Below are 25,338 nucleotides of genomic sequence, written 5' to 3'. Positions count from 1 at the left end.
CTTTTAAGACTCCTTACTATTTTTGAAAACTATTGTTACCCATTCATTTTTATGAATAGTTTTTAGTTCTTTTAAATCTTGAAATTTATTTAAAACTCTTTTTTCATGTTTATCTAAAATTCCTGAAAGTATCAATATACCATCATCATTTAAACATTTTTTCAAATCACTTGCTATCATAACAAGTACATCTGCTATTATATTTGCTACAACTACATCATATTTTTTTGTTGATTTTGAAGCTGAACCAATCCAAAATTGATTAAATTTCTCCTTATTTAATTCAAAATTAGATTTTGTACTATCTATACAAATCTCATCTGTATCACAAATATCAACAATCGCACCTTTTTTAGCACTAGCTATTGCTAAAATTCCACTTCCTGTTCCAACATCAAGTAAAGTATCATTTTTTTGAACAAACTCATCGATTGCTTCTATGCAAGATGAAGTTGTTTCATGATGTCCTGAACCAAAAGCTAGTGCAGGATCGATGATAATATCTATTTTATTATCTTTTTTTTCTTCCCAAGATGGACGAATATAAAAACTTCCAACTTCAACTGATTTTATAGAGTCTTGATATTTTTTAATCCAATCTATATTATCTTTCTTTTCACAAGATATCTCACACTCAGTTTGCAAAGCTTCACCAAATTTTTTTACAGCTTCTGCAAAATCATCAAGATTATATTCGCTTCTTATTATTATAAATCCATCATTCTCTTCAATTGCATCAGTTGTAATAGACTCAACCAAATCCAAAAAAAGTTCATAATGGCTTTGTGGTTTTATCGCCAATTCAAAATATTGTTTAGACAAAAATTTTCCTTTTCTAATTTTTTTAAAAAGTGCAATATTTTATCTAAATAACTTTTTATATATATTAAATTTAAAAAAAGCTATCAATTAAATCTCTCATAACATTTACATCTGAAACTTTATTTACAATATCTCTAAACTCATTTGCTCCTGTGTAACCTTTTGAGTAAGCATGTAAAAGTTTTCTAAATATTATCGCTCCATAATTGCCATGAAACTCAAGCATCTTGTCATAATGTTCTAAAATTATCTCTTTTTTTATACTATTATCAATATCCTCAAGACCATGTTTTAATTGATAAAATACCCAGGGTTTTCCAATAGCACCTCGTCCTATCATCACTCCATCAGCTTTAGTATATTCTAAGACTTCTTTAGCCTTAGCATAATCTTTTATATCACCATTTGCAATAACAGGAATTGAGATAGCCTCTTTCATCTGTTTTATTGCATCATAATCAACTGGGGCTTTATATTTCCCAGCTCTTGTTCTTCCATGAACAGATACAAAATCAACTCCACAAGCTTCTACTACTTTTCCTATCTCAACTGGGATTTTTTCATTTACTCCAAGTCTTACTTTTGCACTTGTGTACTGTTTTTTTGAGTATTTTTTTACTGTACTTAAAATTTCTTCAAGCTTTTTTAAATCACCAAGTAAGTTTGAACCACTTCCATGATTAAATACTTTTGGAGCAGGACAACCACAGTTTAAGTCAATTCCATCAATACCTTCAACATCATTTAGTATTTCAACAGCTGCTTTTACTAAATCTACACTGTTTCCTGCAATTTGAACAAAATATGGATCTTCACTAGGAGATTTTTCTACCATTTTTAGAGTTCTTGCACTTTTATATACTAAAGCATTTGAACTAATCATTTCTGAAATAGTTAAATCTGCACCAAACTTTTTAACAACACTTCTAAAAGGTAAATCTGTATAACCTGCAAGTGGTGCTAACACCACTAAAGGTCTTGTAAAATCAAGTTTTTTTTCCATTATTTATATGATAGAGTTTCTAAATTGTAGTGTTTTCCAGCATCTTTTAAATCTAAAAGAGCTTTAAATGCTAAGAAGTCTTCTTCAGGTGAACTTGCTAAAGTTTCTCTTAATTTATCAATCATCTCTAATTCACTTAAAACATATAAATTTGCAGTTGTTGCTTCGTCAAATTCATTTGATAATTTTTCAAAAATATTTATCAATCTATCTGGGTTTAACTCTTTTTGATAAAGTTTTGCTAACTCTAAATAATCATTATTTGTAAATTCAACATTTTTTACAATTTCTATAATTTCTTCATCAGTAAAACCAAACTCTTTATTATCAATATCTTTTTTTAACAGTTCAAAAGCCAATTCTTTATCAAGTTTGATATTTTTATAAAGCTTTTTAACAGTTGTCATACTTTTTTCTTTGATAATATTTTTTAAAGCTATTTTTACAATATCAAAATCATAATTATCTGCTTTTTTAACAACATCAACAGCAAAATCAACTTGTTCATTTATTTTATTTATCAAGTTTTTCTTTGCAATTTCAGAATTTACTTCAAGTTTTACAACTTTTTCACTAACATATTTTCCATTATTAATATCTTGAATAGCAGTAACAATTCTATTAAAATCAGGATTTGTAGAGTCAAAACTATTTTTTGTAACACTTAAATCAAAAGCACCAAAAAGTTCTGCTATATTCTTAAATTTTTGTGTTCTATATACAGCTTTTGTATCTTTTCCTAATAGTTTTGATTTCAAAATATCAACCGTTGTATCCAAATCAGAATCAACAAATTTTTGTTTTATATATTTTATAAAACCATAAAAAATTATGTGTAAGTATGTAGCAACCATTAAAAATAATACTGGAAATACTATCCATACTGCAACAGGAAATGTAAAACTATTTCCAAAAAATGTAAGCGTATACTCTCCTAACTCTAAACTATACGTATATCCAAATAATAGAATAAGAAATAGTATTGTAGCTAAGATATAAAGTTTAAGACCCATATTATGTCCTTTTTGTATTTTACGAGTTTCTATTATACAAGAAAATATATAAATTATTTATGATATGGATGGTTGTTTTGGATACATAAGGCTCTAAATATCTGCTCTGTTAAAACAATATTAGCTATTTTATGTGCAAAAGTTAATTCACTAAGAGATATAACACTATCACATTTAGCTAAAAAATCCCTTTCAAAGCCAAAAGCTCCACCTATAAAAAAGTTTATTTCATTCTTATCTTCTATTAATTTTGAAAAAGCATAAGTATCAACTTTTTTCCCTAAAACATCTAAAGCTATATTAAAGCCTTTTAAAAGTGGCAAATAAGTTTTTGTATATACTTCTTGAGCTTCTTTATTTCCTATACTTTGTGCTTTTGCTATGTCTTTATTAAAAATATAATGAACTTCAACTTTTGCATATTTTGATGACATTTTTATAAACTCTTTTATAATTTTATCAAAATCATCAGTTGTTGGTTTCAATATTGCATAAATACTAATTTTCATCTAAAAATGCACTTCCTACAACATTGAATCTTATATTTTCTATTATATCATCAACTTTTACTCCACCTATTGCACAAACTGGATATTTTGATATTTTTGCCAAATATGAAATTTTATCTCCTAAAATTGTATCAACATCTTTTGTTGATGTATTTTTATAAGCACCTAATCCTATCATATCAATATCTAAAGAGTTTGATTCAAGAATTTCCATTTCATTATGAGTTGAAAGCCCTAATAGTTTACCTTTTATTTTTGCCCTTAAAAGCTTTATTGCTATTTTTTTATCTTTATGAATTTTAAAAAAATCTTCTTGTCCTAAATGAACCCCATCTGCAAAGTCTATAAGTTCAATTTTATCATTTATAATAATAGGAATATTTAGGCTAGATTTTAAATATAAAAGATTGTTTTGTTGAATTTCTAAAGATGATATTTTATCTCTATATTGTAGTAATTTTACATCTTTTTTTTTACATAAATCTGCAAATTTTTCTAAAGATATATCTTTTTTTAAAAGTGTTTCATAATCACATAAAACATATAAGTAGTTAAAAGCTTCAAGTTTAAAACCTAAAGCTTTTTCTAAATTTGAAATCATTTTTTAACTAATTTTCTCTTGATTAAAAATTGTCAATAAATCAGTAATAGTTTGTTTCATTTTTTGTCTATTAACAACCATATCAATAGAACCTTTTTCTAGTAAAAACTCTGCTCTTTGGAAGCCTTCTGGTAAATCTGCTCCAATAGTTTGTTTAATAACCCTTTGTCCAGCAAATCCAATCAAAGCTCCAGGTTCAGCCATAATAATATCACCCAAAAATGCAAAAGATGCTGAAACTCCACCCATTGTTGGATCTGTTAAAATAGAAATATATGGTAATTTTTCACTATCAAGTTTTTTAAGTGCTGCTGAAGTTTTTGCCATTTGCATTAAAGCAAAAGTTGATTCTTGCATTCTTGCACCACCTGAAGCTGATACTATGATAACTGCTTCTCTTTTTTCTATTGCTCGATTTACTGCTCTTACAATCTTTTCACCTTCAACACTACCTAAACTTCCACCCATAAAAGCAAAATCAAAAACAACAAGTTGAACTGGAATTTGATTAATTTTACACTCTCCACTTATAACTGAAGATGTTCTTCCTGTTTTCTCAAGTCCCTCTTCTACTCTTTTTTTATAAGATAGTTTATCGACAAATTTTAAAGGATCATTTGGCTTTAAAGAAGCATCAAATTCAACAAAACTATTCTCATCTGCTAATATTTCTATTCTTCTTTTTGCACCAATTCTCATATGGAATGAACATTTTGGGCAAACATTATCTTGATTCTCTACTTCTTTAAAAAACATCAAAGCACTACAAGAAGGACACTTAACCCAGTGACTTGGTGCATCTTTTTTTGTTGCTTGTTCTTTATCTTTATTATCAAATGAAATTTTGCTAAATAGATTTCTTAAATCCAAAATTTTCTCCTTATTTTATATTCTCAAACTTATCAAGTTCATCAAGTTTTTCCCACGGATAATCAGCCTGTCCTACTTGTCCACGTGCTGCAACATCTGCATAAAGGAAAGTAGTAGAACTTGGTTTATCCAAATTAAACTTTTGAGTTATCCATCTTGGCGTTAAAGCAAATGTATCCATTACAAATTGTGATAATTTATCATCATTATGTTTTGTATAAGTTCCCATAGTATCAACTGAAACTGATGTTGGTCTTGCAACACCAATAGCATAAGATATTTGAACTATTGCTTTTTTAGATAAGCCTGATGCAACTATATGTTTTGCTATCCAACGTGCCGCATAAAGTCCACTTCTATCAACTTTTGTATAATCTTTACTACTTTGAGCTCCACCACCAATAGGTGCATATCCACCAAAACTATCAACAATAAGTTTTCTTCCTGTTAGTCCACTATCGTGTAAAGATGAGTGATTTACATATCTTCCTGTTGGATTTATATGAATAATTGTATTATTTTTATCATATAAATTTGAAGGTAATCCAGAATTATCAATCAATCCTTGAATAGTCTTTCTAACTTCTTCAATAGTCATACCTTCAACACAAGGTGCTGATACAACTATTGTGTGAATTTTCTGTGGTTTACAATTTTCAAAATTCTCTTTTGTTTCATAATCAACAGTAACTTGTGTTTTTATATCAACACCAAATTTATCATTGTTTTTTAGAGCATAATTATAAACTGTATCACAAAGTTTTCTTGCATAAACTATTGCTGCTGGCATATATTCATCTGCTTCATTTGAAGCAAATCCAAACATAATTCCTTGATCTCCAGCTCCTATTTCTCCAGTTGTTTGATCAACTCCTTGACTTATATCTGGGCTTTGTTGATTTAATAAAACTTGAACTTTTACTTCATCAGGGTGTAATGCTTGTTCTTTTGTAAATGCACTTTTCCCGTCATATCCAATTTTTGCTAATGCATCTTTTACTATTTTTTCATAATCATTTTGTGATAATTTTGCATTAGATTTTACTTCACCGCCGATAACTATGTGTTTTCCAGCTACAAATACTTCACTTGCAACTCTACTATTACTATCTTCTATTATTAATCTATCAACTATAGAGTCTGCTATGATATCAGCACATTTATCAGGGTGTCCAGGGCTTACAACTTCACTTGTAAACAAATATTGAGATTTTTTTTCCATTTTGTTTTCCATCCTTTGTTTTCCACAAGCTTTAGCTTGATTTGTTTTCCATCTTTTGTTTTCCATTTTGTATATCTTATAAAATATTTAAGAAAATTAAAATAAAAATTTAAAGAATCAGTTTTCTCATTTTGAGAAAAAAGTTCTTAATTTTATCTAAATGTAACTTATATTTTTAAAATTATTCAACAGTTACAGATTTTGCTAAGTTTCTTGGCATATCTACATCATTTCCAAGTCTTATAGAAATCTCCATAGATAAAAGCTGTAAAACAACTAACATTTCAAAAAATTCAAGCATATAATGTTCAGTTTTATTTATTTTTATAAAATCATCAGCTAAATCAAAATCAAGTGGCGATATAGCACAAATTGTACTATCTCTTGCACTTAACTCTTCAACATTTGATTTAATTTTATCATATAACATATTTTGTGGCATAAGAGCTATTGTAAATAGTTCTGGATCTGCAAGTGCTATAGGACCATGTTTCATTTCACCTGCTGGATAACCTTCTGCATGTAAATATGAAATCTCTTTTAATTTTAAAGCACCTTCTAAAGCAAGTGGATAGAAAACATCTCTTCCTATAAAGAAAAATCCATGCCCATGTAAGTATCTTTTTGATAGTCTTTTTGCTTTTTCATGAATACTATCTTCTATTTTTAAAGATTTTGGAACTTCTCTTAAAGTTGAAAGCTCACTTTGAAGTTTTTCTTTTGAAATACTATTTCTTATTTTTCCAAAATACAAGCTTAACATCCATAAAACAACTGTTTGAGTAGAAAATGCTTTCGTAGAAGCAACACCTTTTTCTATTCCAGCTCTTGTTAAAATAGTAGCATCAGCAACTCTTGTCATAGAAGAGTTATCAACATTACAAATAACTAAAGTCCTAAGTCCTGCATTTTTTGCCATTTTTAAAGCTTCTAAAGTATCCGCTGTTTCACCACTTTGAGAAATCACAATAAAAAGAGTATCCGTTGTTAAAAGTGGTTCTTTATATCTAAACTCACTTGCAACTTCAACAGAACATTTTATTTTTGACAATCTTTCAAATAAATATGAAGATGTAACTCCAGCATGATATGAAGTTCCACAAGCACAAATTTTTATCTCATTTATCCCATCTAATATTGAAGGATTTATCTCATCAAAATTTATCTCACTATCTTTTATTCTTCCAAGCATACAATCACTTACAACATCACTTTGCTCATAAATCTCTTTTTCCATAAAGAATCTAAAACCATTTTTTTGAGCAAATTGTTTAGAAGTTGGAAGCTTTGACCATAATACATTTTTATTAAAAAATTCTATATTTGAAGCCGTTGCAACTCCACCCATTCTATCTTCAAGATAAACTACATCTTTTGCTAGTCCTATCAAAGCTGAATCAGATGAAGCAAATAAAATCTCATCTTTTTCATTTCCACGAGCAACTATCATAGGACTTCCAAGTTTATAGAAAAATACTTTTTCTGGTTCAACTTTTGTAATAAGCAAAATTGCATAAGCACCTTCAAGTCGCTCTATTGTATTTTGGAAAGCCTTTGTTGCATCATCTAGTTCATTATAAAAACTTTCAAAAAGATGTACTATAACTTCTGTATCTGTTTGAGATACAAAATGATGACCTTTTTGTATAAGTTCATCTTTTAACTCTTTATAGTTTTCAATGATTCCATTATGAACAACATAAGAGTATTCCCCTAAGTGTGGATGTGCATTTAGTTCTGTTGGTTTTCCATGAGTTGCCCATCTTGTGTGTCCGATACCTAAATAATAATCTTGTTTTGGTACAGAGTTTACTTTTTCTTCAAGATTTACAAGCTTTCCAACTGCTTTAAAAACATCAATATTATCATTTTGTAATAGAGCAATACCAGCACTATCATATCCTCTATATTCAAGCTCTTTTAAACCATCCAATAAAATCTTTGTAGTATCTTGTTTCCCAATATATCCAACTATTCCACACATAAATTTCCCTTAATTTTATATATTATTTCATTTTAAAATCTAAGATTATATATAAATCTTACTAAATATCAAGTTTTGATAAAAGTTGATTGTGTACTTTACCATTCGTCGCAACAATATATTTATCTTCAAATAGATTATATTCTCCACCACTTATGTTTGTTATTTTTCCACCAGCTTCACTTAATATCAAAACTCCTGCACTAACATCCCAAGGTTTTAAATTCATCTCATAATAACCTTCAAAAGTTCCCTTTGCAACCATACACAAATCAATAGAAGCACTTCCTAGTCTTCTTAAATCTTGACAATGTGGTAAAACATCTTTGATTTTTTTCAAAACGTCATTTAAATCATCTTCATTTGAACCACTTGTATATGGAAATCCTGTTGCTAGAAGTGATTTTTGTAAATCTTCTTCTGTACTTACTTTTAATTCCTTACCGTTTAAAAATGCACCTTTTCCAACTTTTGCAACATATAGTTCATCTAAAATTGGATTATAAACAACTGCCAAATATGGCTTTTTATTTTTGTAAACTCCAACAGATATAGCAGTATGAGGAACTCCATTTACAAAGTTTGTAGTTCCGTCTATTGGGTCTATTATAATCGAGTTATTAAACTCTACTTTTGAGTTATCTGACTCTTCAGCGATGATATTAAACTCTTTAAAATATTTGCTAAAGTGTTTTTTTAAATAGTTTTCAACAGCAACATCATATTTTGTAACTAAATCTTTTTTTGCTTTAAAAGTTACATCTTTATTTGAATAAAAACCTTTTTTTAAGATTTTTCCAGCTTTTTTTATAATTTTTATTAGTTTCTTTTTCACTATTTTTCCTAAATTTTTTTATATTTTATCTAATTGAAACAAAATATATGTAAAATCTCGTTTATGAAAGATTTTATACCTATTTCAAATCAAACTTTTACTTTTGGGGATTGTAAAAATTGCCAAGCACAATGTTGTAGTGGCTTATATGGAAGTATATATTCTCAAATATTAAAAGAAGAGTTTGAAACTGTTTACAAAAATTTTCCTATTTTATTTATCTTTGGTTCTTTAGATTTTATAAAACCTGTAATTTTGCTATCAAATGGCTTTGATTTTTGTCCACATTTAAAAGATTTTAGATGTACTATTTATGAAAATCGCCCAAAAGTTTGTAAAACTTATCCATTGAGTCCAAATTTAGATAATCAAGTCTATATAGATAGTTCTTGTCCTGAACTAAATAAAGGGACAAATAAACTAAATTTTGAAGATGAAGTATTTAAAAATTATCAAGAAAAATATATCCAAACCCACTTTGAATTTGAAAATCTTAAAAGAAAAGATTTTGAACTTATTTGTACGATAAGAAATGAAAATTTTTATAAATATATGGGAGATGAAAACTCTAGTTATCTAAACTTCCATAAGCTTTCACTTGAAAGTTTAGAAAAACTAGAATTAAATTTATAAAGAGTAAAACTTAAATATTCTTAAAATTCCATTTTCATAGAAAATGCAACAGTTCTTGGATCACCTAAAGAATACTTATCTGTCCAATAAACTTTATCTGTTAAGTTTTGAATATTTAAGTTAAAAGTTGTAGGGTATTTATCTAGTTTTGTTTTATATCTAAGCCCAGCATCATAAAGTGTATAGCTTGGCAAAATATCGGTATTAAGATTATCTCCATATCTTTTACCTGTATAGTAAGCTCCAGTATTTATAGATAAACCATTGATATATGGAATATTATACTCTGCAAATAATTTTGCCATTTTTGAAGTAGCATTTGTAGGCTTTTTATCTTCTAAAGCTTTGTTTGTAGCTTTTTTAACACTTAAATCCATAAATGTTACACCACCAATCAAAGTTAAATTATCCGTAACTTTTCCAGTCAATCCAAGCTCAATTCCTTGATGAATTTGCTCTCCATCTTGAGTAAGTGTTGGTTTACCTAAACTTGCAACTGTGCTATTATCATCATAAGAGTTTGCTTTTTCTATTCTAAATAATGCTGAAGTCAGTAAAAGTTTTTCATCAAATAGATTGTATTTTGCTCCTATTTCATATTGTTTACTTTTATATGGATCTAATATCTCATTTTCGTTTGAATAACGACTTCCAACAATCTCTCCAGCTTCTAAACTCTCTATATATGTTGCATAAGTTGTAAGATTTTCAAATGGTTTATATATAAAAGATAATGTGGGAGTAAGTTCAGATAAATCATACAAAGAATTATTCCAAGCTCCCCAATTTTTTATAGTTGCATAATTTGCTCCAATCAAAGCACTCCATTGGTCATTGAAAACTATATCATCACCGATTAAAATATTTTTATATTGAGTTTTTATATTGAGTTTTCTTGGCTTTGTTCCTATTTGATTAGTCCAAAAAGAACTATCAGGTTCTGCTAAGTTTTTTAAGTCATTTAAGCTTGTATCATTCGGTAAATCATAATAATTCCAACTGTCTGAAGATTGAAATACTTTATTTGAACTTAAAGAGTATCCTGTTGTTAGAGTATGACTGATACTTCCAGTATCGAATTTTGAATCAAAATAGATATTTGCTCCATAATTTTTACTTTCATGCCAAGCAGATTTTGAGAAATAAGAATTATTTGCAATTGCATAACCATTTTGTAGATCTAAATAAGAATGATCACCTCTATATTTCATGTTTTCATAAAAGACATTTATTCTTAAAGTAAAAATATCATTGATATCATATCTTATACTATTTTCAACTCGATTTGATTTTATTTCACTTTCCATCCAATCTGGATTATAGTTTTTGCTCTTTTTTATACCTGTTCGGTCTATCACGGAATCAAAGTAACTTCCACCTTTTTCTAAACTATCTTTATGAGAATATTTTATATCTGTATAAAAGTTATCAGTTGGTTTCCAATCAAATACTAAACTAATATTTTTTTGTTCTTTTTTAGATTCATTTGATAGTTCTCCATCTTGATAAAATCCATTTATTCTATATCCAAAAGTATTATCTTCATCAAACTGTCCACCTAAATCTATATGTCCATAATATGATTCGTTTCCATAACTTCCAATAGTTACATTTCTTAAATCTTTTGTAGTTGGTTTTTTAGTGATATAGTTTACTGCTCCACCAACTCTCCCACCACCATATAAAAATCCTGTTGCTCCTCTTATGATTTCAACTCTTTCTATATCCTGCATCATTGGAATATTAGTAGATCTACTCGCATAAGAAATCCCATTTACTATTGGATTGGATACAGTAAATCCACGCATTGTAGGAGTAAATGCAGAATCTTCACCCCAGCTAATTTTTCCTATTTCTTGTGTTGTAGGATTCATTTTATATATCTGATTCATATCTTTTGCTTGTACATTTTCGATTAAATCTTTTGAGATTATACTCATTGAGTATGGAGTGTCTTGTAGTTTTCTATCATTCCAAATACCAATTCCAGATGTTTCATCTACTAAATATCCAGCTTCTGCACTTCCATTTTTATAATTAGAACTAGAAACAGATATTTCATCCAAAACAGTAGTATTACCAAAGTTTTGATATTTTGGTTTTTCTATTATATATATTACACCATCTTCTTCGATAGCTTTGAGATTATGTTCTTCTAGTACGCTATTTAGATTACTTAATACCGTACCCCCCCCCGAAACTCACTTTTTCTGAATCTACTATCTTATTTTTTAAATCTTTTGATTTTGAAATATATGTTACATTATATTTCTTTACTATATTCTCTACTGCTTCTTGCAAACTTATCTCTTTTGCATTTAACATTGTTCCACTTAACATCAATGATGTTACAACTGACATGAAAACTTTGTTTTTCATCCTAAATCCTTTGTATTAATTTTGAGAATTTGTTTCTCTATATAGTAAGACGATTTAAATGAAAAAAATGGACAATTTTTACAAAAGAATTTTCAAATTTGTTAGCTAGAGTTACTTTTAGTAACAAAAGTAGATAAAATTAGTTATTTTTATTTTTGGATTATAAAAAAGTAAAACTAAAAACTTTTTTCTAAAAATAGAAAAAAGTTTGAATAGTTTTATTTACGAAAAGATGAAGAAGCTACGATTGATAAAAACTCATCTTTTGTTTTTTTATCACTTTTAAAAAGTCCTCTTAAAGAAGAAGTTACTGTTGTAGAACAGATTTTTTCAACTCCTCTCATTTCCATACACATATGTCTTGCATCTATCATAACTGCAACACCTTTTGGTTTTAAGTGTTCATTTAAGGCTTCACAGATTTGTTCTGTCATCTGCTCTTGAATTTGAAGTCGTCTTGCAAAAACATCTACAACTCTTGGGATTTTAGAAAGCCCTACAACTTTTCCATTTGGAATATATGCAACATGCGCTTTACCAATAATAGGCAACATATGATGCTCACAAAAAGAGTAAAACTCTATATCTTTTACAACAACCATCTCATCATTTGTTGATGTAAAAAGTGCTTTTTGTATGATTTCTTTTGGATTCAATTGATATCCACTAAACATAAACTCATAAGCTTTTCTAACACGCTTTGGAGTATCAAGTAAACCTTCTCTATTTATATCTTCTCCAACATACTCTAAAATATTTTTTACTGCATTTTCAAAATTTATCTCATTATTCATAAAAATTTATTCCTTTCATATTTAAAATTAGATCCATCCTTTTTTCTTAAATATTATCAATGGACTAACTGCTGCTAAAACCATAATTCCTATTGAGAAAAGATAACCATATTCCCAATTTAATTCTGGCATATTTACAAAGTTCATTCCATAAATACTCGCTATTAGCGTTGGTGGTAAGAAAATAACATTTACAATTGTAAATATTTTAATAACTTTATTTTGTTGTACACTCAAAAGTCCAACAAAGATATTTTGTAAATAATCTAATCTTTCAAAATTAAAATTTGTATGTTCAATCAAAGATTTAATATCTTTTAACATTATTGGTATCTCTTTTTTCTCATCTACAAATTTTTGAGATTTTATCAAAGAATTTAGAATTCTTTGCTTATCTGTAAGGTTTTCTCTTATTTTCATATTCAAATCTTCAAAAGTAGATATTTTTTCCAACACATCTTCAGTATCTGAATCATCATGAAATACTTTTTTTCTCAAAACTGTTATATCTTTACTTAAGTTTTCAATAATATCAGCATCAGCATCGATTCTAATATCAATGATTTGACAAAAAATAGAATAACCATTTTTATACTCTCTTGGACTAGCTAATAATCTTTTCGTAAAAGTGCTAAAACTTGCCAAATTCTTATATCTAACAGATATTAAAAGTTTTTCTTGAAGAATAAAAGATACCGTTTCATTGATAGGTTCATTTTTATCATTGATCAAGAAATAACTATTTATCTCAATTCTATTATCTTCTTCCCAATACCTAGAACTTAGTTCTATCTCTTCTGTTTCTTGTTTTGTAGGAAACTTCATATCAAAAAGTTCCTCAACAGCTCTTACTTCACTTGTTGTTGGGAAAAGCATATCTATCCAAATAACACTACTTTTATCTTCATCATTACTGATAAAATCAATCCCTTCAACTACTGTGAGCCTATTGTCTTTTTTTAAATAACAATTTATCAATATACGCTCCTTTATTGAATCATACTTCCCATATCCCAAATTGGTGTAAATATTGCAATTACAATGAAAAGAATTAAACACGCCATAAATATTAGAAATATTGGTTGTATCAATAAAATTAAAAAATTTACGCTATCATCAAATCTATTCTTATAAATCTTTTTAATCTCACAAATAGTAAGTTCCAAAGAGTTCGAAACTTCTCCTGTATTTAAAAGATTTAAAACAATATCATCAAAAATTTCTGATTTACTAAATGAATAGCTAATGGTTTTTCCATTTTCTAACAAATTATTAATACTATATATTTTATCCAACAAATATTTGTTTTTTAATAAAAGATGTGCAGTTTGAAAAGCTTTATGAAACTCATATTTTGATTTTTGCATTATGTCTATAACCAAAAATAGTTTATATAACTCGAAATTTAGGTATATTTTTCTTATTAATGGAATATTCTTTAATAACATTTTGGTTACAAGAAAATTGAATCTTGTGCTATATTTAGAAAGAAAGATATAAAAAAGTATGAGTAAAATTGGAGTTAATATTAAAAAAATAAAATACTCTCTAAAAAAATATTCCATATAAAGTAAGATTTTTGTAGCAAGTGGTAAATGATTTCCAGCTTGTGCAAAAATAGATTTAAAATTTGGTACAACTATCAAAAATATAGCAATAATTGAAGCAATAAAACTAAAACTTAAAAATATAGGGTATGAAATAGCTTTATAAAAACTCTTTTTCATCAATATTGACTCATTTAAGAAAATATAAATTGCTTCAATACTCAAACTTAAATTTGAACTATTTTGAGAAATTTCTAAAAAAGACTTTATGTTTGTATCTATTTTAAACCTATCTAACTCATTTTTTATAGGCTTTGAATTTGATAAAGAGTAATTTATAGTTTGCAAAAAATCTATAATATTTTTATCTTTTCTATTTTTTATCAAGATTTCCAAAGCATCACTTATATTTATATTTGCTTTTAACATCAAATTTAATTCATAAAATATATCTTTCAAACTTTTTTCATCAATAGCAATTTTTTTGTTTAAATTAAAACTTTTTTGCTCTTTAATATCCAAAATATTTTTAGATATTTTTTGTTCTTCTAGTTCTGTATTTGTTACAATTTTAGTTTTTATTTGTCCATTTTCTTGATATTTGATTTTATATTTTTTCATCAAAAGTTTACCACTTTGTAAACTTCATCAATATTTGTAATCTTTTTATCAACTTTTTCTTTTCCATCATCAAGCATTGTTTTAAAATTGATAGTTTTTAAATACTCTTTAAACTCATTTAAACTTGCTTTTTGGAAAATCAAAGATGATATTTTTTCATCAACTTTTAAAATTTCAGCTATGGAACTTCTATCATAAAATTTTGTAAAATTGCACTTTTTACAACCACTTGCCATACAATTTTTACAATAAGTCAAAACTAATCTTTGAGCCATAATAGCTTTTAAAGTTGTGGATATCAAAAATGGATCTGCTTTTAAATCAATCAATCTTGTGATTGTTTCCAAACAGTTTGAAGAGTGAATACTAGCCAATACCAAATGCCCTGTAAGTGAAGCTTGAAGTGCAATATCTAGTGAAAATTTATCTCTTATTTCTCCAATAAAAATGATATCTGGATCTTGCCTTAAAATATTTTTTAAAACAACTTCAAAACTAAGCCCTACTTTATTGTTTATAGGTACTTGATTTATACTATCTATTTTATATTCAATAGGGTCTTCAACTGTTATTATCTTTTTTTCATCACTATTTAACTCTTTTAAAATAGAGTATAAAGTTGTAGTCTTACCACTTCCTGTTGGACCAGATATCAAAATCAAACCTTGAGTTAGTTTTAAAACATCAAAAAGTGTAGAATATATATCTTCACTCAAACCTAAAGTTTGAAGATTTTTATCTATGTTTTTATTGTCTAAAATTCTTAAAACTATTGATTCAGCTTCTATTGTTGGCATAGTTGAAAGCCTAAAATCATATTTTTTATCATCGATATATCGTGTAAATCTACCATCAAGAGCAAGGCGTGTTTGTGTCATATCCAAATTCGATATAAGCTTGACAAAAGATGAAAATATTTTAAAAAATTCAGCTTCAAAACTAAAAAATATTTTCAATCTTCCATCAACTCTAAATTTAAACAATACTAAATCTTTAAATTTTTCAATATGAATATCACTTGCTCTTTGTTCTATTGAATATAAAATAAGTTCATCTAAAAACTGTGCCGTATATTTCTCAGAACTATTTTGGATTGTTGATTTTTGTGCGATTTTGTATAGATTTTTTCTACTTTCTAAATTTGATAATATAAATAAAATCTCAAATTCATCAACTTCAACATAAGTCAAAAGTTTTACAAAATCATCTTTTATAGTTGTTAAATTTGAATTCTTACAAACTGCAAATTTCAAACTAATACTATCTTCACAAATCGGAACAATCAAATTTTTTATAAAATACTCTTGATCATATTTTTCAAATAAAGAGTAATCAATTAGAATTTTTAAGATACTCAATACCATTCACCTCCAATTTTACAATATCTCCATCTTTTTTTAATAAAACAAAATCTCTACTTATAAAATCAAGTTTGTAATCAGATATATAGTCGTTCAATTCCACCCAAGTATTATTTATAAAAGCATATTTTCCAACTATTGCACCAATTTCAAAATCAATTTTTTGACTATTTCCTAAATCTATTTTTTCTTCTTTTATATCTTCAATATTTTCTAATATTTCATCATTTTTGAGCAAATATTTTTGTTCTATTTTTTTAATATAAAACTTTGATATATCTATTCTTAAATCAAATAAATAATCATCAAATCCAACTTTTTTTAAACTCAAACTATAAATATTTGTAAAATTATTTAGAATTTCTATCTTATGTAAAAAATTTAATAAATCACTCTTTTTTGATTTTGCTTGTAAAAAAATATCATCTTTGCTATTTTCACTTTTTTGGATAAAAATATTGTTCTGTTTTGCTATTTCTTCAATATCATTTAAAAGTTCTAATGTTGATTTATCATATTTTTTATTTTCAAGATTTATTAATTCTATATTTTGATCTTGTGCAAAATCTTCACTATTTTGTTCATAAAATAAAATATATATTAAAAATAAAACCAATATAGGTAGTATATAAAGCTCTATTTTGATTTTTAAATTACTTGTTTCAAAGCTATTTTTGACTGAATTCAACATCTATTGTAGCCTCAAAAGTTTTACTATCTTCAATAAAATTTATAGAAGATGAAAATACATTTTTGCAATTTTCTAGAAAAATATTTATATTCTCTTTTTTTTGTGAATTTAGAACAATTTTTGCCATATTTTGCCTAAATTCAAAAGATATCAAAACAATTCCATTTTTATCAATATTTTTTAGAATTTCATAAAAACTATCTTCAAAACTTCTAAAAGCATATTGTTCTTTTATATCTTCAATATTGACTATATTTTCTATTTTCTCTTCTACTTTTAGACTATCTTCATAGTAATAATATGAACAAAAAATAACTATAAAAATATAGAAAACATATATATAAAAACTAAAATCTCTTTTTAGTTCAATCTTTTTTAATGGTTCTTTTGAGTATTTTTTAGGAACTGTTTTTAAAAATTCAATTTTTAAATCTTTTAAAAAATCACTATTTATCTGATGTATTTTTTCTATTTTTATTTTAAATTTTTTATCTAAAAATTGTAAAAAATCATCTTGATTTATATTTTGGCTTATTTTTTGGTAGTAATAAAATGATGAGTCTTTAAAAATAACAAAGAAATCATCACAAATAAAAAGTTCAAATCCTTTAACTTTTTTATTTTGATAAATAGAGTAAAAAGCTTCAAATTCAAAATATTTAAAACTATTATCTATTATAAAAAACTGATACTCTTTTATATTTTCAATAAAATTTATATATATGGTATTGTTTGGATTTAAATTGATATTTTTTAATTTTAAATTAGATAAGACAAAATTTTTTAAATATCTTTCATCTATTTTTTCGCTAGTTTCGACCTCAAAAACAAAAATATCTTTTGATAAAGCAAATGTAGTCATATTTATCCCCTAGAAAATATAGAGCAAACATTTGAATTATATTTAAGCTATCTTGAAATTAAGATTAATTCTCTATTTCGTAACCCATAGATTTTAAAGCTTCTTTATTTTTTGTCCAGTTTTTCTTAACACTTACAAAAAGTTCTAAAAAGCACTTTTTACCACTAAGTTTTTCTATTTTTATTCTTGCATCTTTTCCTATTCTTTTTATGGCAGTTGCACCTTTTCCTATTATCATACCTTTTTGAGTATCTTTTTGCACTACAATTGTAGCTTTTATCACATCTACATTTGATTTTTCTTCTATTTTATTTACAACAACATCAGCTTCATAAGGTATTTCATCACTAATATTTTCAAAAATTGATTCTCTTATAAACTCTTTATAAATATCTCTTAAATGTTCAGTTGTCATAATCTCTGGGTCAAATAAATATGGATGTTCTGGCAAATATTTCACAACCTCATCTAAAATATCAGATTTTTTTGTAGCTCGTTTTATAGATATTGGAATCATCGCTTCATATCTATCTTGATATTTTTCATACTCTTTTAGTTTTACCATCAATTCATCATTGTTTATAAAATCTATTTTTGTTAGAAGTAATATATGTTTTGTATTCTTTTTATTTTTTTGTAAAAAATCTTCATAATATTTTAAACTATCAGTAACTGGAGCTAAAAATAGTATCAAATCACAATCACCCATAGCTTTTAATGCTTCATCTAACATAAACTGATTTAAAAGTTTTTCTGTTTCGTGAATTCCTGGAGTATCTACAAATATAATTTGGTCATCTTCGTGCATAACTATTATGTTTGATCTTTTTCTTGTAGCATTTGCTTTGTGTGAAACCATCGCTATTTTTTCACCAACAAGCCAATTTAGAAGAGAACTTTTACCTGCGTTTGGTCGTCCTACAACTGAAACATATCCACATTTTGTCATTATTTGCCTTTTTTAATAAATAGTTGTAATAGTAACATAATTTCTATAAGGCTTTATTTTTAATATTTTACCTTCTTCTAAAATTTAAACTCTTTAATAAATCATTTTTAGAAATAATCTCATTGTTATTCAAGTCTGCAATAGTTCGTGCTACTTTTAAAACTTTATTTATACTTCTAAAAGATAGTGAGTAATTTATCCTTGCTTTTTCAAGTATTTCCTTACTTTCATCATCAAGGATACAATACTTTTTTATATCTTCATCACTTAGTTTTCCATTTAACTCTTTTTGTCCCCTACTTTTTTGTTTGATAAAAGCTTTTATAACACTTTCGTGAAGTTCGGCTGAACTTACGATATTTTTATTGTCATTAAAACTATCATTCATCACCAAATACAAATCAATCCTATCCAAAAATGGTTCACTAAGTCTATTTTTATATCTTTGAATTTCAAGCTCATTGCACCTACACTCTTTCACACTAGAGAGCCTATTTCCACAAGGACAAGGATTGAGTGCTGAAACAAAGATAAATTTTGTTTGATATAAAACCTTACTATTTACTCTTGAGATTAAAATTTTATTATCTTCAAGTGGTTCTCTTAAAGCTTCTATAATATTACTTGGAAAGTGTGGTAATTCATCAAAAAATAAAATCCCATTGTTGCTTAGTGCAACTTCGCCCATTTTTGAGTTTGTTCCACCTAAAATTGAAGATTTTGTTGCCGTATGATGTGGACTTCTAAAAGCTCTTATTGGAGAAAAATCTACATCCTTAAAATCAAGTGCTTGAAGTTTTGCTTTTTCCAAAATCTCTTCTAAACTCATAGGAGCTAAAATATATTGCAATCTTTTTGCAATCATAGACTTTCCACAACCTGGGCTTCCTTCCATAATCAAATTATGATTTCCAGCTGCACAAATCATAGCTGCATATTTAGCCATATCTTGTCCTAAAACATCTCTAAAATCTTCTGTATAATTTGTATCATAAAAATATTTTTCACCATTTAATTCAATAGTTTTATATTCTAAAATCTCTTTTTTATATAAAAATCTCTCTTTATTTTCAGTTTTTACAAACTCTATGGCACTATTTAGATTATTTACTACATAAATTTCAATATTTGGTATATTTGATAGTTTTATTGCACTATTTTCACAAACAACAACTTTTTTTAATAATCCTTGTTTAACCAAAGATAAAACCATAGGGAAAATCAATGTTGTATCTTTTATACTTCCATCCAGTGCCAACTCACCAAAAAAATAAAAATCATCAAATTTTAGCTTTTGTTCATCAAAAAGTGCTATTTGTAAAGCAATAGCCAAGTCAAAATGTGTTCCTTTTTTTGATATTTCAGAAGGAGATAAATTTACAGTTATTTTTAGAGGTGGAAATTTAAAATTATTTACTAATAAAGCTGATTTTACTCTGTCTTTAGACTCACTTATACTTGTACTTATCATACCTACTATTGTGAAACTTGGCATTCCTCTTGTAAATGTTGATTCTACATCTATCAAAATAGCATCTATTGTATCAAGACTTGCTGATTTTATTATTTTCATTATCTTTCTCATAAAGTGTTTTTATTATAGTACAATATTTAAAATAATATAGCTATAATTGGCAAAAAATTTTAGGAAATTGTATGTCAGATTTTATAGATTGCCCAGATTGTAACAATAAAATATTATCAAGATTAGGAACAATCTGCCCAAATTGTGGTTTTACAGTAGGATATTTCAATGGAGATAAAAGAAGAAAATCTTATGCAAAGCTTTTTGCATTAAATGTTTTTACACCATTTTTAGTATTTTTTACTGTTCTCTTTTCACAAATTAATATTTATAGTTTTATTATTTCTATTGTATTTGCCATATTTATGGCTTTTAAATCTTGCCCTATTCATTTTAGAGATATTTTTGCTTCAAGATTTGAAAAGATATTTTTTTGGGGAGTTTGGATAGTTTTTAATTCGTTTTTGATAGTTTTAATAGCGAATATTACATATAAAAGTATTTAAAATAGAAATTATCTTTTAGATTTTTTTCTATTTTTATACTCTTTTTCAAATTTTTGTCTTTTTGTATATGATAGATTTTCTATAAAAAGATGCCCAGTTAAATGTTCCATTTCATGTTGCCAAGCAACTGCTAAAAAGTCTTCACATTCCATAGTTTGCTTTTCTCCAAATCTATTGAAATATTCAACAATTATATGCTTTGCTCTTTTTACTTCTTCATAATATTCAGGAACACTTAGACAACCCTCTTTATATATTTGAACACCATCTTTGTGAGTAATAACTGGGTTTATAGCTTCTATTAACTCAGCCTTATCTTGAATATCTTCTTCATTTGGAATATTTATAATCAAAACATTAAGTGGAATTGCAACCTGAATAGCTGCAAGTCCAACTCCAGAAGCGTTCATCATAGTTTCATACATATCATCTAAAAGAGTGTGAAGTTCTTCATCAAACTTCATAACATCTTCAGATTTTGTTCGAAGTAATTTATTTGGATATGTAATAATTTCTCTAATCATAACTCTTTCTTATTTGTGTTTTGAAATCACTTCATCAATAAGACCATATTTACAAGCTTCATCTGCACTCATAAAATTGTCTCTATCTGTATCTTTTTCAATAGTTTTAACATCTTGTCCAGTTTGACTAGCTAAAATACCATTTAAAGTATCTTTCAATCTTTGAATCTCTTTTGCCTGAATTTGGATATCAGTTGCCTGACCTCTTGCTCCACCTAAAGGTTGATGAATCATAATTCTAGAGTTTGGTAAAGAGTATCTTTTACCTTTTGCACCACTTGAAAGTAAAAATGCACCCATAGATGCAGCTTGTCCAATACAAATAGTACAAACATCAGGTTTAATATAATTCATAGTATCAAAAATTGACATACCACTTGTTACTACTCCACCTGGAGAGTTGATATATAGATAAATGTCTTTATCTGGGTCTTCAGCTTCTAAAAATAAAAGCTGAGCTACAACTGTTGAAGCAACAGCATCATTTATCTCTCCACTTAACATGATGATTCTATCTTTTAAAAGTCTTGAATAAATATCATAACTTCGTTCACCACGTCCAGTTTTTTCAACTACATAAGGTATATAACTCATTTTATTTCCTAAAATTATTTTCCTAATTTTTCATCAAATAATTTTGAAGTAACTTTTTCTTCAATCATTGACATTTTAATAGCAGGTAGGTATCCAGCTTCTTGATATTGTTTTATTACATTTTGTGGATTTTGTCCCATTTGTAATGCTTCAAAATATAGTACTTGTGTAACTTCTTGATCAGTTACATCAACACTTTCAGCTTTTGCTAAAGCATCAATGATAAATGTAGCTTTTACAGAATTTGTTGCATCAGATTTTAATTCTTCTCTTATTTTTTCAACTTTAGAAGCATCTTCTTTTAATTCATTGATTTCTTCTTCACTCATTGTTCTAATTTTGTTATTTAATGCAAAATTTACTTCTTGCTCAACTACTGTTTTTGGTAAAGCAAAGTTAATTTTTTCAACTAAAGCTTCTAAGAATGTAGGTTTAACTTCTTCTCTATAATATGTAGCTTTATCTTGTGCAACCATTTGCTCTTTTATTTTTTCTCTTAAAGTATCAATTGTTACATCTTTTTCATTTGGTAACATTTTTTGTGCAAACTCATCATTTAATTCAGGAGCTGCTTTTTCTTGAATTTCATGTAAAGTTACTTTAAATATAGCTTCTTTACCAGCTAAATCTTTTGCTTGATACTCTTTTGGGAAAGTTACAACAACATCTTTTTCCTCTTCATATTTCATTCCAATAACTTGTTCTTCAAATCCTGGGATAAATGAACCTGAACCAATGTGTAATGGATATTTCTCAGCTTTTCCACCTTCAAATGCCACATTATCAACAAAACCTTCAAAATCAATTACCGCATAATCTCCATCTTTTACTGCTCTTTTTCTAGAAATTTTTTCTAAAGGTGCAGATGAAGATGCAATTTCAGTCAATCTTGCATCAATTTTTTCTATTCCAACTTCAATATCTTTAACATTAGGAACTAAAGATTTATAATCACCTAAATCAATTTGTGGTTTACAAGCTACAGATATTTCTATCTCTACACTTCCATTGTCTTTTTTATCAAATTTAGTAATATTTGGTTCACCAATTAAATCTGAATTTTTAATATCTAATTGCTTTAACCCTTCATTTAAAACTTTTCTAACAGCTTCACCTTGTGCATCTTCTAAAAGTTTATCCGCATATCTTTGTTTTACAACAGCAACAGGAACTTTACCTTTTCTAAATCCTTGAATATTCATAGTTTTAGCAGCTTGTTGTGCTACTTTATCTAAGTTTTTTTCAATTAAATCTTTTGAAAGTGTTGCAGTTATTTCAACATTTGCTTCATCAACTCTATTTGCTTTAAATTCCATTAAACTTACTCCGAATTAAAATTTTAACAAATATTTTACCGAAAATTTACTAAGGCTTTACTAAAAAGTTTTTTAATGTAGTAAAAAGAAAAACTAAAGATTAATAATCTTTAGTTTTTCTCATTTGAAGTAGCTCTTTTTGAACTGAAATATTTATATTTTCATTTGCTTCAAAATTTAAAGAATAATTTCTTCCATCATAATCAACAGAATTTAAAATTATTTTCATAGCTTCAAGTCTTGCTAAATGTTTATCATCACTTCTTATGATATGCCAAGGAGCACTTCTTGACGTAGTTCGTCTAAGCATCTCATACTTTTTCTCACTAAACTCATCCCATAAATCTTGTGCCTGCATATCAACTTCTGAAAATTTCCATTGTCTTAAAGGATCATTTATTCTTCTATCAAATCTTCTTTTTTGTTCCTCTTTTGAAACAGAAAAGTATAGTTTGATTAGAATCATTCCTTGTCTAACTAAATCTTGTTCAAAATTTACAATATCTTCCATAAAAATTTCATGTTCTTCAGCTGTACAAAATCCAAAAATTGGTTCAACCATAGCACGATTATACCAACTTCTATCAAATAAAACTATCTCTCCACCAGTTGGAAAATGAGTTATGTATCGTTGTAAAAACCATTGATTTTTCTGAGTTTCAGTTGGTTTTCCAAGAGCTACAACACGGTAGTGCTTGTTATTCATATATCTTGTAATTCTTCTTATTGCTCCACCTTTTCCAGAAGCATCTCTTCCTTCAAAGATAATAATCATTCTTTTATTTACTTTTTCAAGCCAATCTTGAAGTTTTATAAGTTCAATTTGATAAGGTTTTAAACTTTGTAAATCATATATTTTTTGAACACCTTCATTTAAAACTTCTTTATCCAATTTTTTATAATCACCTAATAAAGATTTAAGATATTTATTCTCATCTTGAAGTTCTTCTAATCTATTATTTACTGGTTTTTTAGGAACTTCTTTTAATACTTTTGATGCAGTTTTTGCAGTTAATTTTGTATCTTTTATAACAGAATTTTTAAAATTCTCAATAAGCTCAATAGCTTTATTTAAAGTAATATTATCTCTTATTGTATATCCTAAAACTTTAACATATCTTTTTTTATCATACTGAAATCTTGCTATATATTTTTTACCATATTTAGGGTGTTCATCCTTGGATATATACAATCCATTTTGTATTGTTAATTCAAATTCATTTAAATTCATTACAAACCTTTATGATAATTGTTCTCTTTGCATATTTTCAAGCTCTAAAGCTCCACCAATAATAATTTTTTTATCTATTTCAAAAATATCTTCTTTAGACTTTTTATCATAATTTATAGAATTTAACATATGTCGAATACAATTTACTCTAGCTTTTTTCTTATTATCACTTTTTACTATAATCCATGGAGTAACTTGTGTATGAGATGCCATAAGCATAGAGTATTTTGCTGATGTATATTTATCCCACATCTTTTGTGACTCTTTATCTATTGGTGATAATTTATGTTGTTTTAATGGATCAGTTTCTCTTTTTTTAAATCTTTTTTCTTGTTCTTTTTTTGATACAGAAAAATAAAACTTAAATAATATTATTCCAGATTCTACAAGCATCTTTTCAAATTCAGGAACATCTCTTAAAAATTGTTGATGTTCTTCTTTTGTACAAAAGCCCATAACAGGTTCAACTCCACCTCTATTGTACCAACTTCTATCAAACAATACTATCTCTCCAGCACTTGGCAGATGCTGTGTATATCTTTGAAAATACCATTGTGTTCTTTCTGTATCACTTGGCTTTTCTAAAGCCACTATTCTTGCTCCTCTTGGATTTAAGTGTTCAGTGATTCTTTTTATAGTTCCACCTTTTCCAGCAGCATCTCTTCCTTCAAAGATTATCAAAACTTTTAGTCCATTAGATTTAACATAATTTTGAAGTTTTAAAAGCTCAATTTGTAGCTTTGTAAGTTTTTTTTGATATTCTAAAGTCTCTTTTTTTATCCAAACTTGAACTTTTTGCTCTCCATCTTGTATCTCTTCTTTTAACTTAACCCTTTTTCTTTTTTTATCTTGACCATGCTCAATATTTTCTTGAGTATCAATAACATCTTTATCTTCAAATGTTTGTTTAACCAATCCTCTATCGTGTCCCATTTTCCTATCCTTA

Annotated in this window: 26 protein-coding genes; 2 read left to right on the top strand and 24 right to left on the bottom strand. The window is 26.8% G+C overall.

Going from position 1 to position 25,338, the window contains the following annotated elements; translation table 11 throughout:
* Nucleotides 1–3: 3 nt before the first annotated feature.
* From ACNSOS_RS09520 to ACNSOS_RS09480, 9 genes are all read right to left on the bottom strand, one after another.
* On the bottom strand, nt 4–822 hold the full coding sequence (locus tag ACNSOS_RS09520; protein ID WP_418185099.1) for a 50S ribosomal protein L11 methyltransferase: 819 nt from the start codon (nt 820–822) through the stop codon (nt 4–6).
* A 70-nt stretch (nt 823–892) separates the two neighbouring features.
* Nucleotides 893–1,825, bottom strand: coding sequence for a tRNA dihydrouridine synthase (locus tag ACNSOS_RS09515; protein ID WP_418185098.1), 933 nt, complete (start codon nt 1,823–1,825; stop codon nt 893–895).
* Nucleotides 1,825–2,838 carry a hypothetical protein gene (locus ACNSOS_RS09510; protein WP_418185097.1) on the bottom strand — a complete coding sequence of 338 codons (1,014 nt, stop codon included), beginning with the start codon at nt 2,836–2,838 and terminating at the stop codon, nt 1,825–1,827. The genes ACNSOS_RS09515 and ACNSOS_RS09510 overlap by 1 nt, the downstream gene beginning before the upstream one ends.
* 53 nt (nt 2,839–2,891) lie before the next feature.
* Entirely contained in the window at nt 2,892–3,347 is a 456-nt protein-coding gene (locus ACNSOS_RS09505; protein ID WP_418185096.1) for a 23S rRNA (pseudouridine(1915)-N(3))-methyltransferase RlmH, read from the bottom strand.
* Complete coding sequence (locus ACNSOS_RS09500; RefSeq protein WP_418185095.1) at nt 3,337–3,948, bottom strand: thiamine phosphate synthase; 612 nt, start codon at nt 3,946–3,948, stop codon at nt 3,337–3,339. Before ACNSOS_RS09500 ends, ACNSOS_RS09505 begins: the two co-directional genes overlap by 11 nt.
* Nucleotides 3,949–3,951: 3 nt before the next feature.
* Nucleotides 3,952–4,818, bottom strand: a complete 867-nt coding sequence (gene accD / locus ACNSOS_RS09495) for an acetyl-CoA carboxylase, carboxyltransferase subunit beta (protein WP_113893617.1) — start codon at nt 4,816–4,818, stop codon at nt 3,952–3,954.
* 10 nt (nt 4,819–4,828) lie between these two features.
* On the bottom strand, nt 4,829–6,040 hold the full coding sequence (gene metK, locus ACNSOS_RS09490) for a methionine adenosyltransferase (RefSeq protein WP_418186314.1): 1,212 nt from the start codon (nt 6,038–6,040) through the stop codon (nt 4,829–4,831).
* 181 nt (nt 6,041–6,221) lie between these two features.
* Complete coding sequence (gene glmS, locus ACNSOS_RS09485; protein WP_418185094.1) at nt 6,222–8,024, bottom strand: glutamine--fructose-6-phosphate transaminase (isomerizing); 1,803 nt, start codon at nt 8,022–8,024, stop codon at nt 6,222–6,224.
* A 61-nt stretch (nt 8,025–8,085) separates the two neighbouring features.
* Nucleotides 8,086–8,859, bottom strand: coding sequence for an inositol monophosphatase family protein (locus ACNSOS_RS09480; protein WP_418185093.1), 774 nt, complete (start codon nt 8,857–8,859; stop codon nt 8,086–8,088).
* Nucleotides 8,860–8,922: 63 nt separating this feature from the next.
* Between ACNSOS_RS09480 and ACNSOS_RS09475 the strand changes: the two genes are divergently transcribed.
* On the top strand, nt 8,923–9,492 hold the full coding sequence (locus ACNSOS_RS09475; protein ID WP_418185092.1) for a YkgJ family cysteine cluster protein: 570 nt from the start codon (nt 8,923–8,925) through the stop codon (nt 9,490–9,492).
* A 20-nt stretch (nt 9,493–9,512) separates the two neighbouring features.
* Here the strand turns inward: ACNSOS_RS09475 and ACNSOS_RS09470 are convergent, their stop codons facing one another.
* The 10 genes from ACNSOS_RS09470 to ACNSOS_RS09425 form a co-directional block, all read right to left on the bottom strand.
* Nucleotides 9,513–11,558: a TonB-dependent siderophore receptor gene (locus tag ACNSOS_RS09470; protein ID WP_418185091.1), complete on the bottom strand. Its 2,046-nt coding sequence runs from the start codon at nt 11,556–11,558 to the stop codon at nt 9,513–9,515.
* 106 nt (nt 11,559–11,664) lie between these two features.
* Nucleotides 11,665–11,871 (bottom strand): hypothetical protein, encoded by a 207-nt coding sequence (locus tag ACNSOS_RS09465; RefSeq protein ID WP_418184634.1) that lies wholly within the window; start codon nt 11,869–11,871, stop codon nt 11,665–11,667.
* 218 nt (nt 11,872–12,089) lie between these two features.
* Nucleotides 12,090–12,665, bottom strand: a complete 576-nt coding sequence (folE, locus tag ACNSOS_RS09460; protein ID WP_113893607.1) for a GTP cyclohydrolase I FolE — start codon at nt 12,663–12,665, stop codon at nt 12,090–12,092.
* Nucleotides 12,666–12,692: 27 nt separating this feature from the next.
* Nucleotides 12,693–13,643: a magnesium/cobalt transporter CorA gene (gene corA / locus ACNSOS_RS09455; RefSeq protein ID WP_418185090.1), complete on the bottom strand. Its 951-nt coding sequence runs from the start codon at nt 13,641–13,643 to the stop codon at nt 12,693–12,695.
* 11 nt (nt 13,644–13,654) lie between these two features.
* Nucleotides 13,655–14,833: a type II secretion system F family protein gene (locus tag ACNSOS_RS09450; protein WP_418185089.1), complete on the bottom strand. Its 1,179-nt coding sequence runs from the start codon at nt 14,831–14,833 to the stop codon at nt 13,655–13,657.
* Nucleotides 14,833–16,197 (bottom strand): GspE/PulE family protein, encoded by a 1,365-nt coding sequence (locus ACNSOS_RS09445; RefSeq protein ID WP_418185088.1) that lies wholly within the window; start codon nt 16,195–16,197, stop codon nt 14,833–14,835. Before ACNSOS_RS09445 ends, ACNSOS_RS09450 begins: the two co-directional genes overlap by 1 nt.
* Nucleotides 16,166–16,885: a hypothetical protein gene (locus ACNSOS_RS09440; protein ID WP_418185087.1), complete on the bottom strand. Its 720-nt coding sequence runs from the start codon at nt 16,883–16,885 to the stop codon at nt 16,166–16,168. Before ACNSOS_RS09440 ends, ACNSOS_RS09445 begins: the two co-directional genes overlap by 32 nt.
* Nucleotides 16,863–17,747 (bottom strand): hypothetical protein, encoded by an 885-nt coding sequence (locus ACNSOS_RS09435; RefSeq protein WP_418185086.1) that lies wholly within the window; start codon nt 17,745–17,747, stop codon nt 16,863–16,865. Before ACNSOS_RS09435 ends, ACNSOS_RS09440 begins: the two co-directional genes overlap by 23 nt.
* A gap of 64 nt (nt 17,748–17,811) precedes the next feature.
* Nucleotides 17,812–18,696 carry a GTPase Era gene (gene era, locus ACNSOS_RS09430; protein WP_113893595.1) on the bottom strand — a complete coding sequence of 295 codons (885 nt, stop codon included), beginning with the start codon at nt 18,694–18,696 and terminating at the stop codon, nt 17,812–17,814.
* Nucleotides 18,697–18,763: 67 nt separating this feature from the next.
* Nucleotides 18,764–20,269: a YifB family Mg chelatase-like AAA ATPase gene (locus tag ACNSOS_RS09425; protein WP_418185085.1), complete on the bottom strand. Its 1,506-nt coding sequence runs from the start codon at nt 20,267–20,269 to the stop codon at nt 18,764–18,766.
* An 83-nt stretch (nt 20,270–20,352) separates the two neighbouring features.
* Here ACNSOS_RS09425 and ACNSOS_RS09420 point away from each other — a divergent pair, with 83 nt between their 5' ends.
* Entirely contained in the window at nt 20,353–20,727 is a 375-nt protein-coding gene (locus tag ACNSOS_RS09420) for a hypothetical protein (RefSeq protein ID WP_418185084.1), read from the top strand.
* Between the two features lie 8 nt (nt 20,728–20,735).
* On the opposite strand, the gene def is transcribed toward ACNSOS_RS09420, so the two are convergent.
* From def to ppk2 (ACNSOS_RS09395), 5 genes are all read right to left on the bottom strand, one after another.
* Nucleotides 20,736–21,251 (bottom strand): peptide deformylase, encoded by a 516-nt coding sequence (def, locus tag ACNSOS_RS09415; protein WP_418185083.1) that lies wholly within the window; start codon nt 21,249–21,251, stop codon nt 20,736–20,738.
* Between the two features lie 9 nt (nt 21,252–21,260).
* Nucleotides 21,261–21,845, bottom strand: coding sequence for an ATP-dependent Clp endopeptidase proteolytic subunit ClpP (gene clpP / locus ACNSOS_RS09410; RefSeq protein WP_113908595.1), 585 nt, complete (start codon nt 21,843–21,845; stop codon nt 21,261–21,263).
* Nucleotides 21,846–21,859: 14 nt separating this feature from the next.
* On the bottom strand, nt 21,860–23,161 hold the full coding sequence (gene tig, locus ACNSOS_RS09405) for a trigger factor (protein ID WP_418185082.1): 1,302 nt from the start codon (nt 23,159–23,161) through the stop codon (nt 21,860–21,862).
* A gap of 100 nt (nt 23,162–23,261) precedes the next feature.
* The gene (gene ppk2, locus ACNSOS_RS09400) at nt 23,262–24,392 is read right to left on the bottom strand and encodes a polyphosphate kinase 2 (RefSeq protein WP_418185081.1); all 1,131 of its coding nucleotides are present in this window, start codon (nt 24,390–24,392) and stop codon (nt 23,262–23,264) included.
* Nucleotides 24,393–24,401: 9 nt separating this feature from the next.
* Entirely contained in the window at nt 24,402–25,325 is a 924-nt protein-coding gene (gene ppk2 / locus ACNSOS_RS09395; RefSeq protein WP_113893553.1) for a polyphosphate kinase 2, read from the bottom strand.
* Nucleotides 25,326–25,338: the final 13 nt, after the last annotated feature.

Origin of the sequence: Aliarcobacter vitoriensis (assembly GCF_048320235.1) — a bacterium.
Taxonomy (GTDB): domain Bacteria; phylum Campylobacterota; class Campylobacteria; order Campylobacterales; family Arcobacteraceae; genus Aliarcobacter; species Aliarcobacter vitoriensis.
Note: the sequence above shows the minus strand (reverse complement) of the source record. Positions and strands in the feature narration are given on the sequence as shown.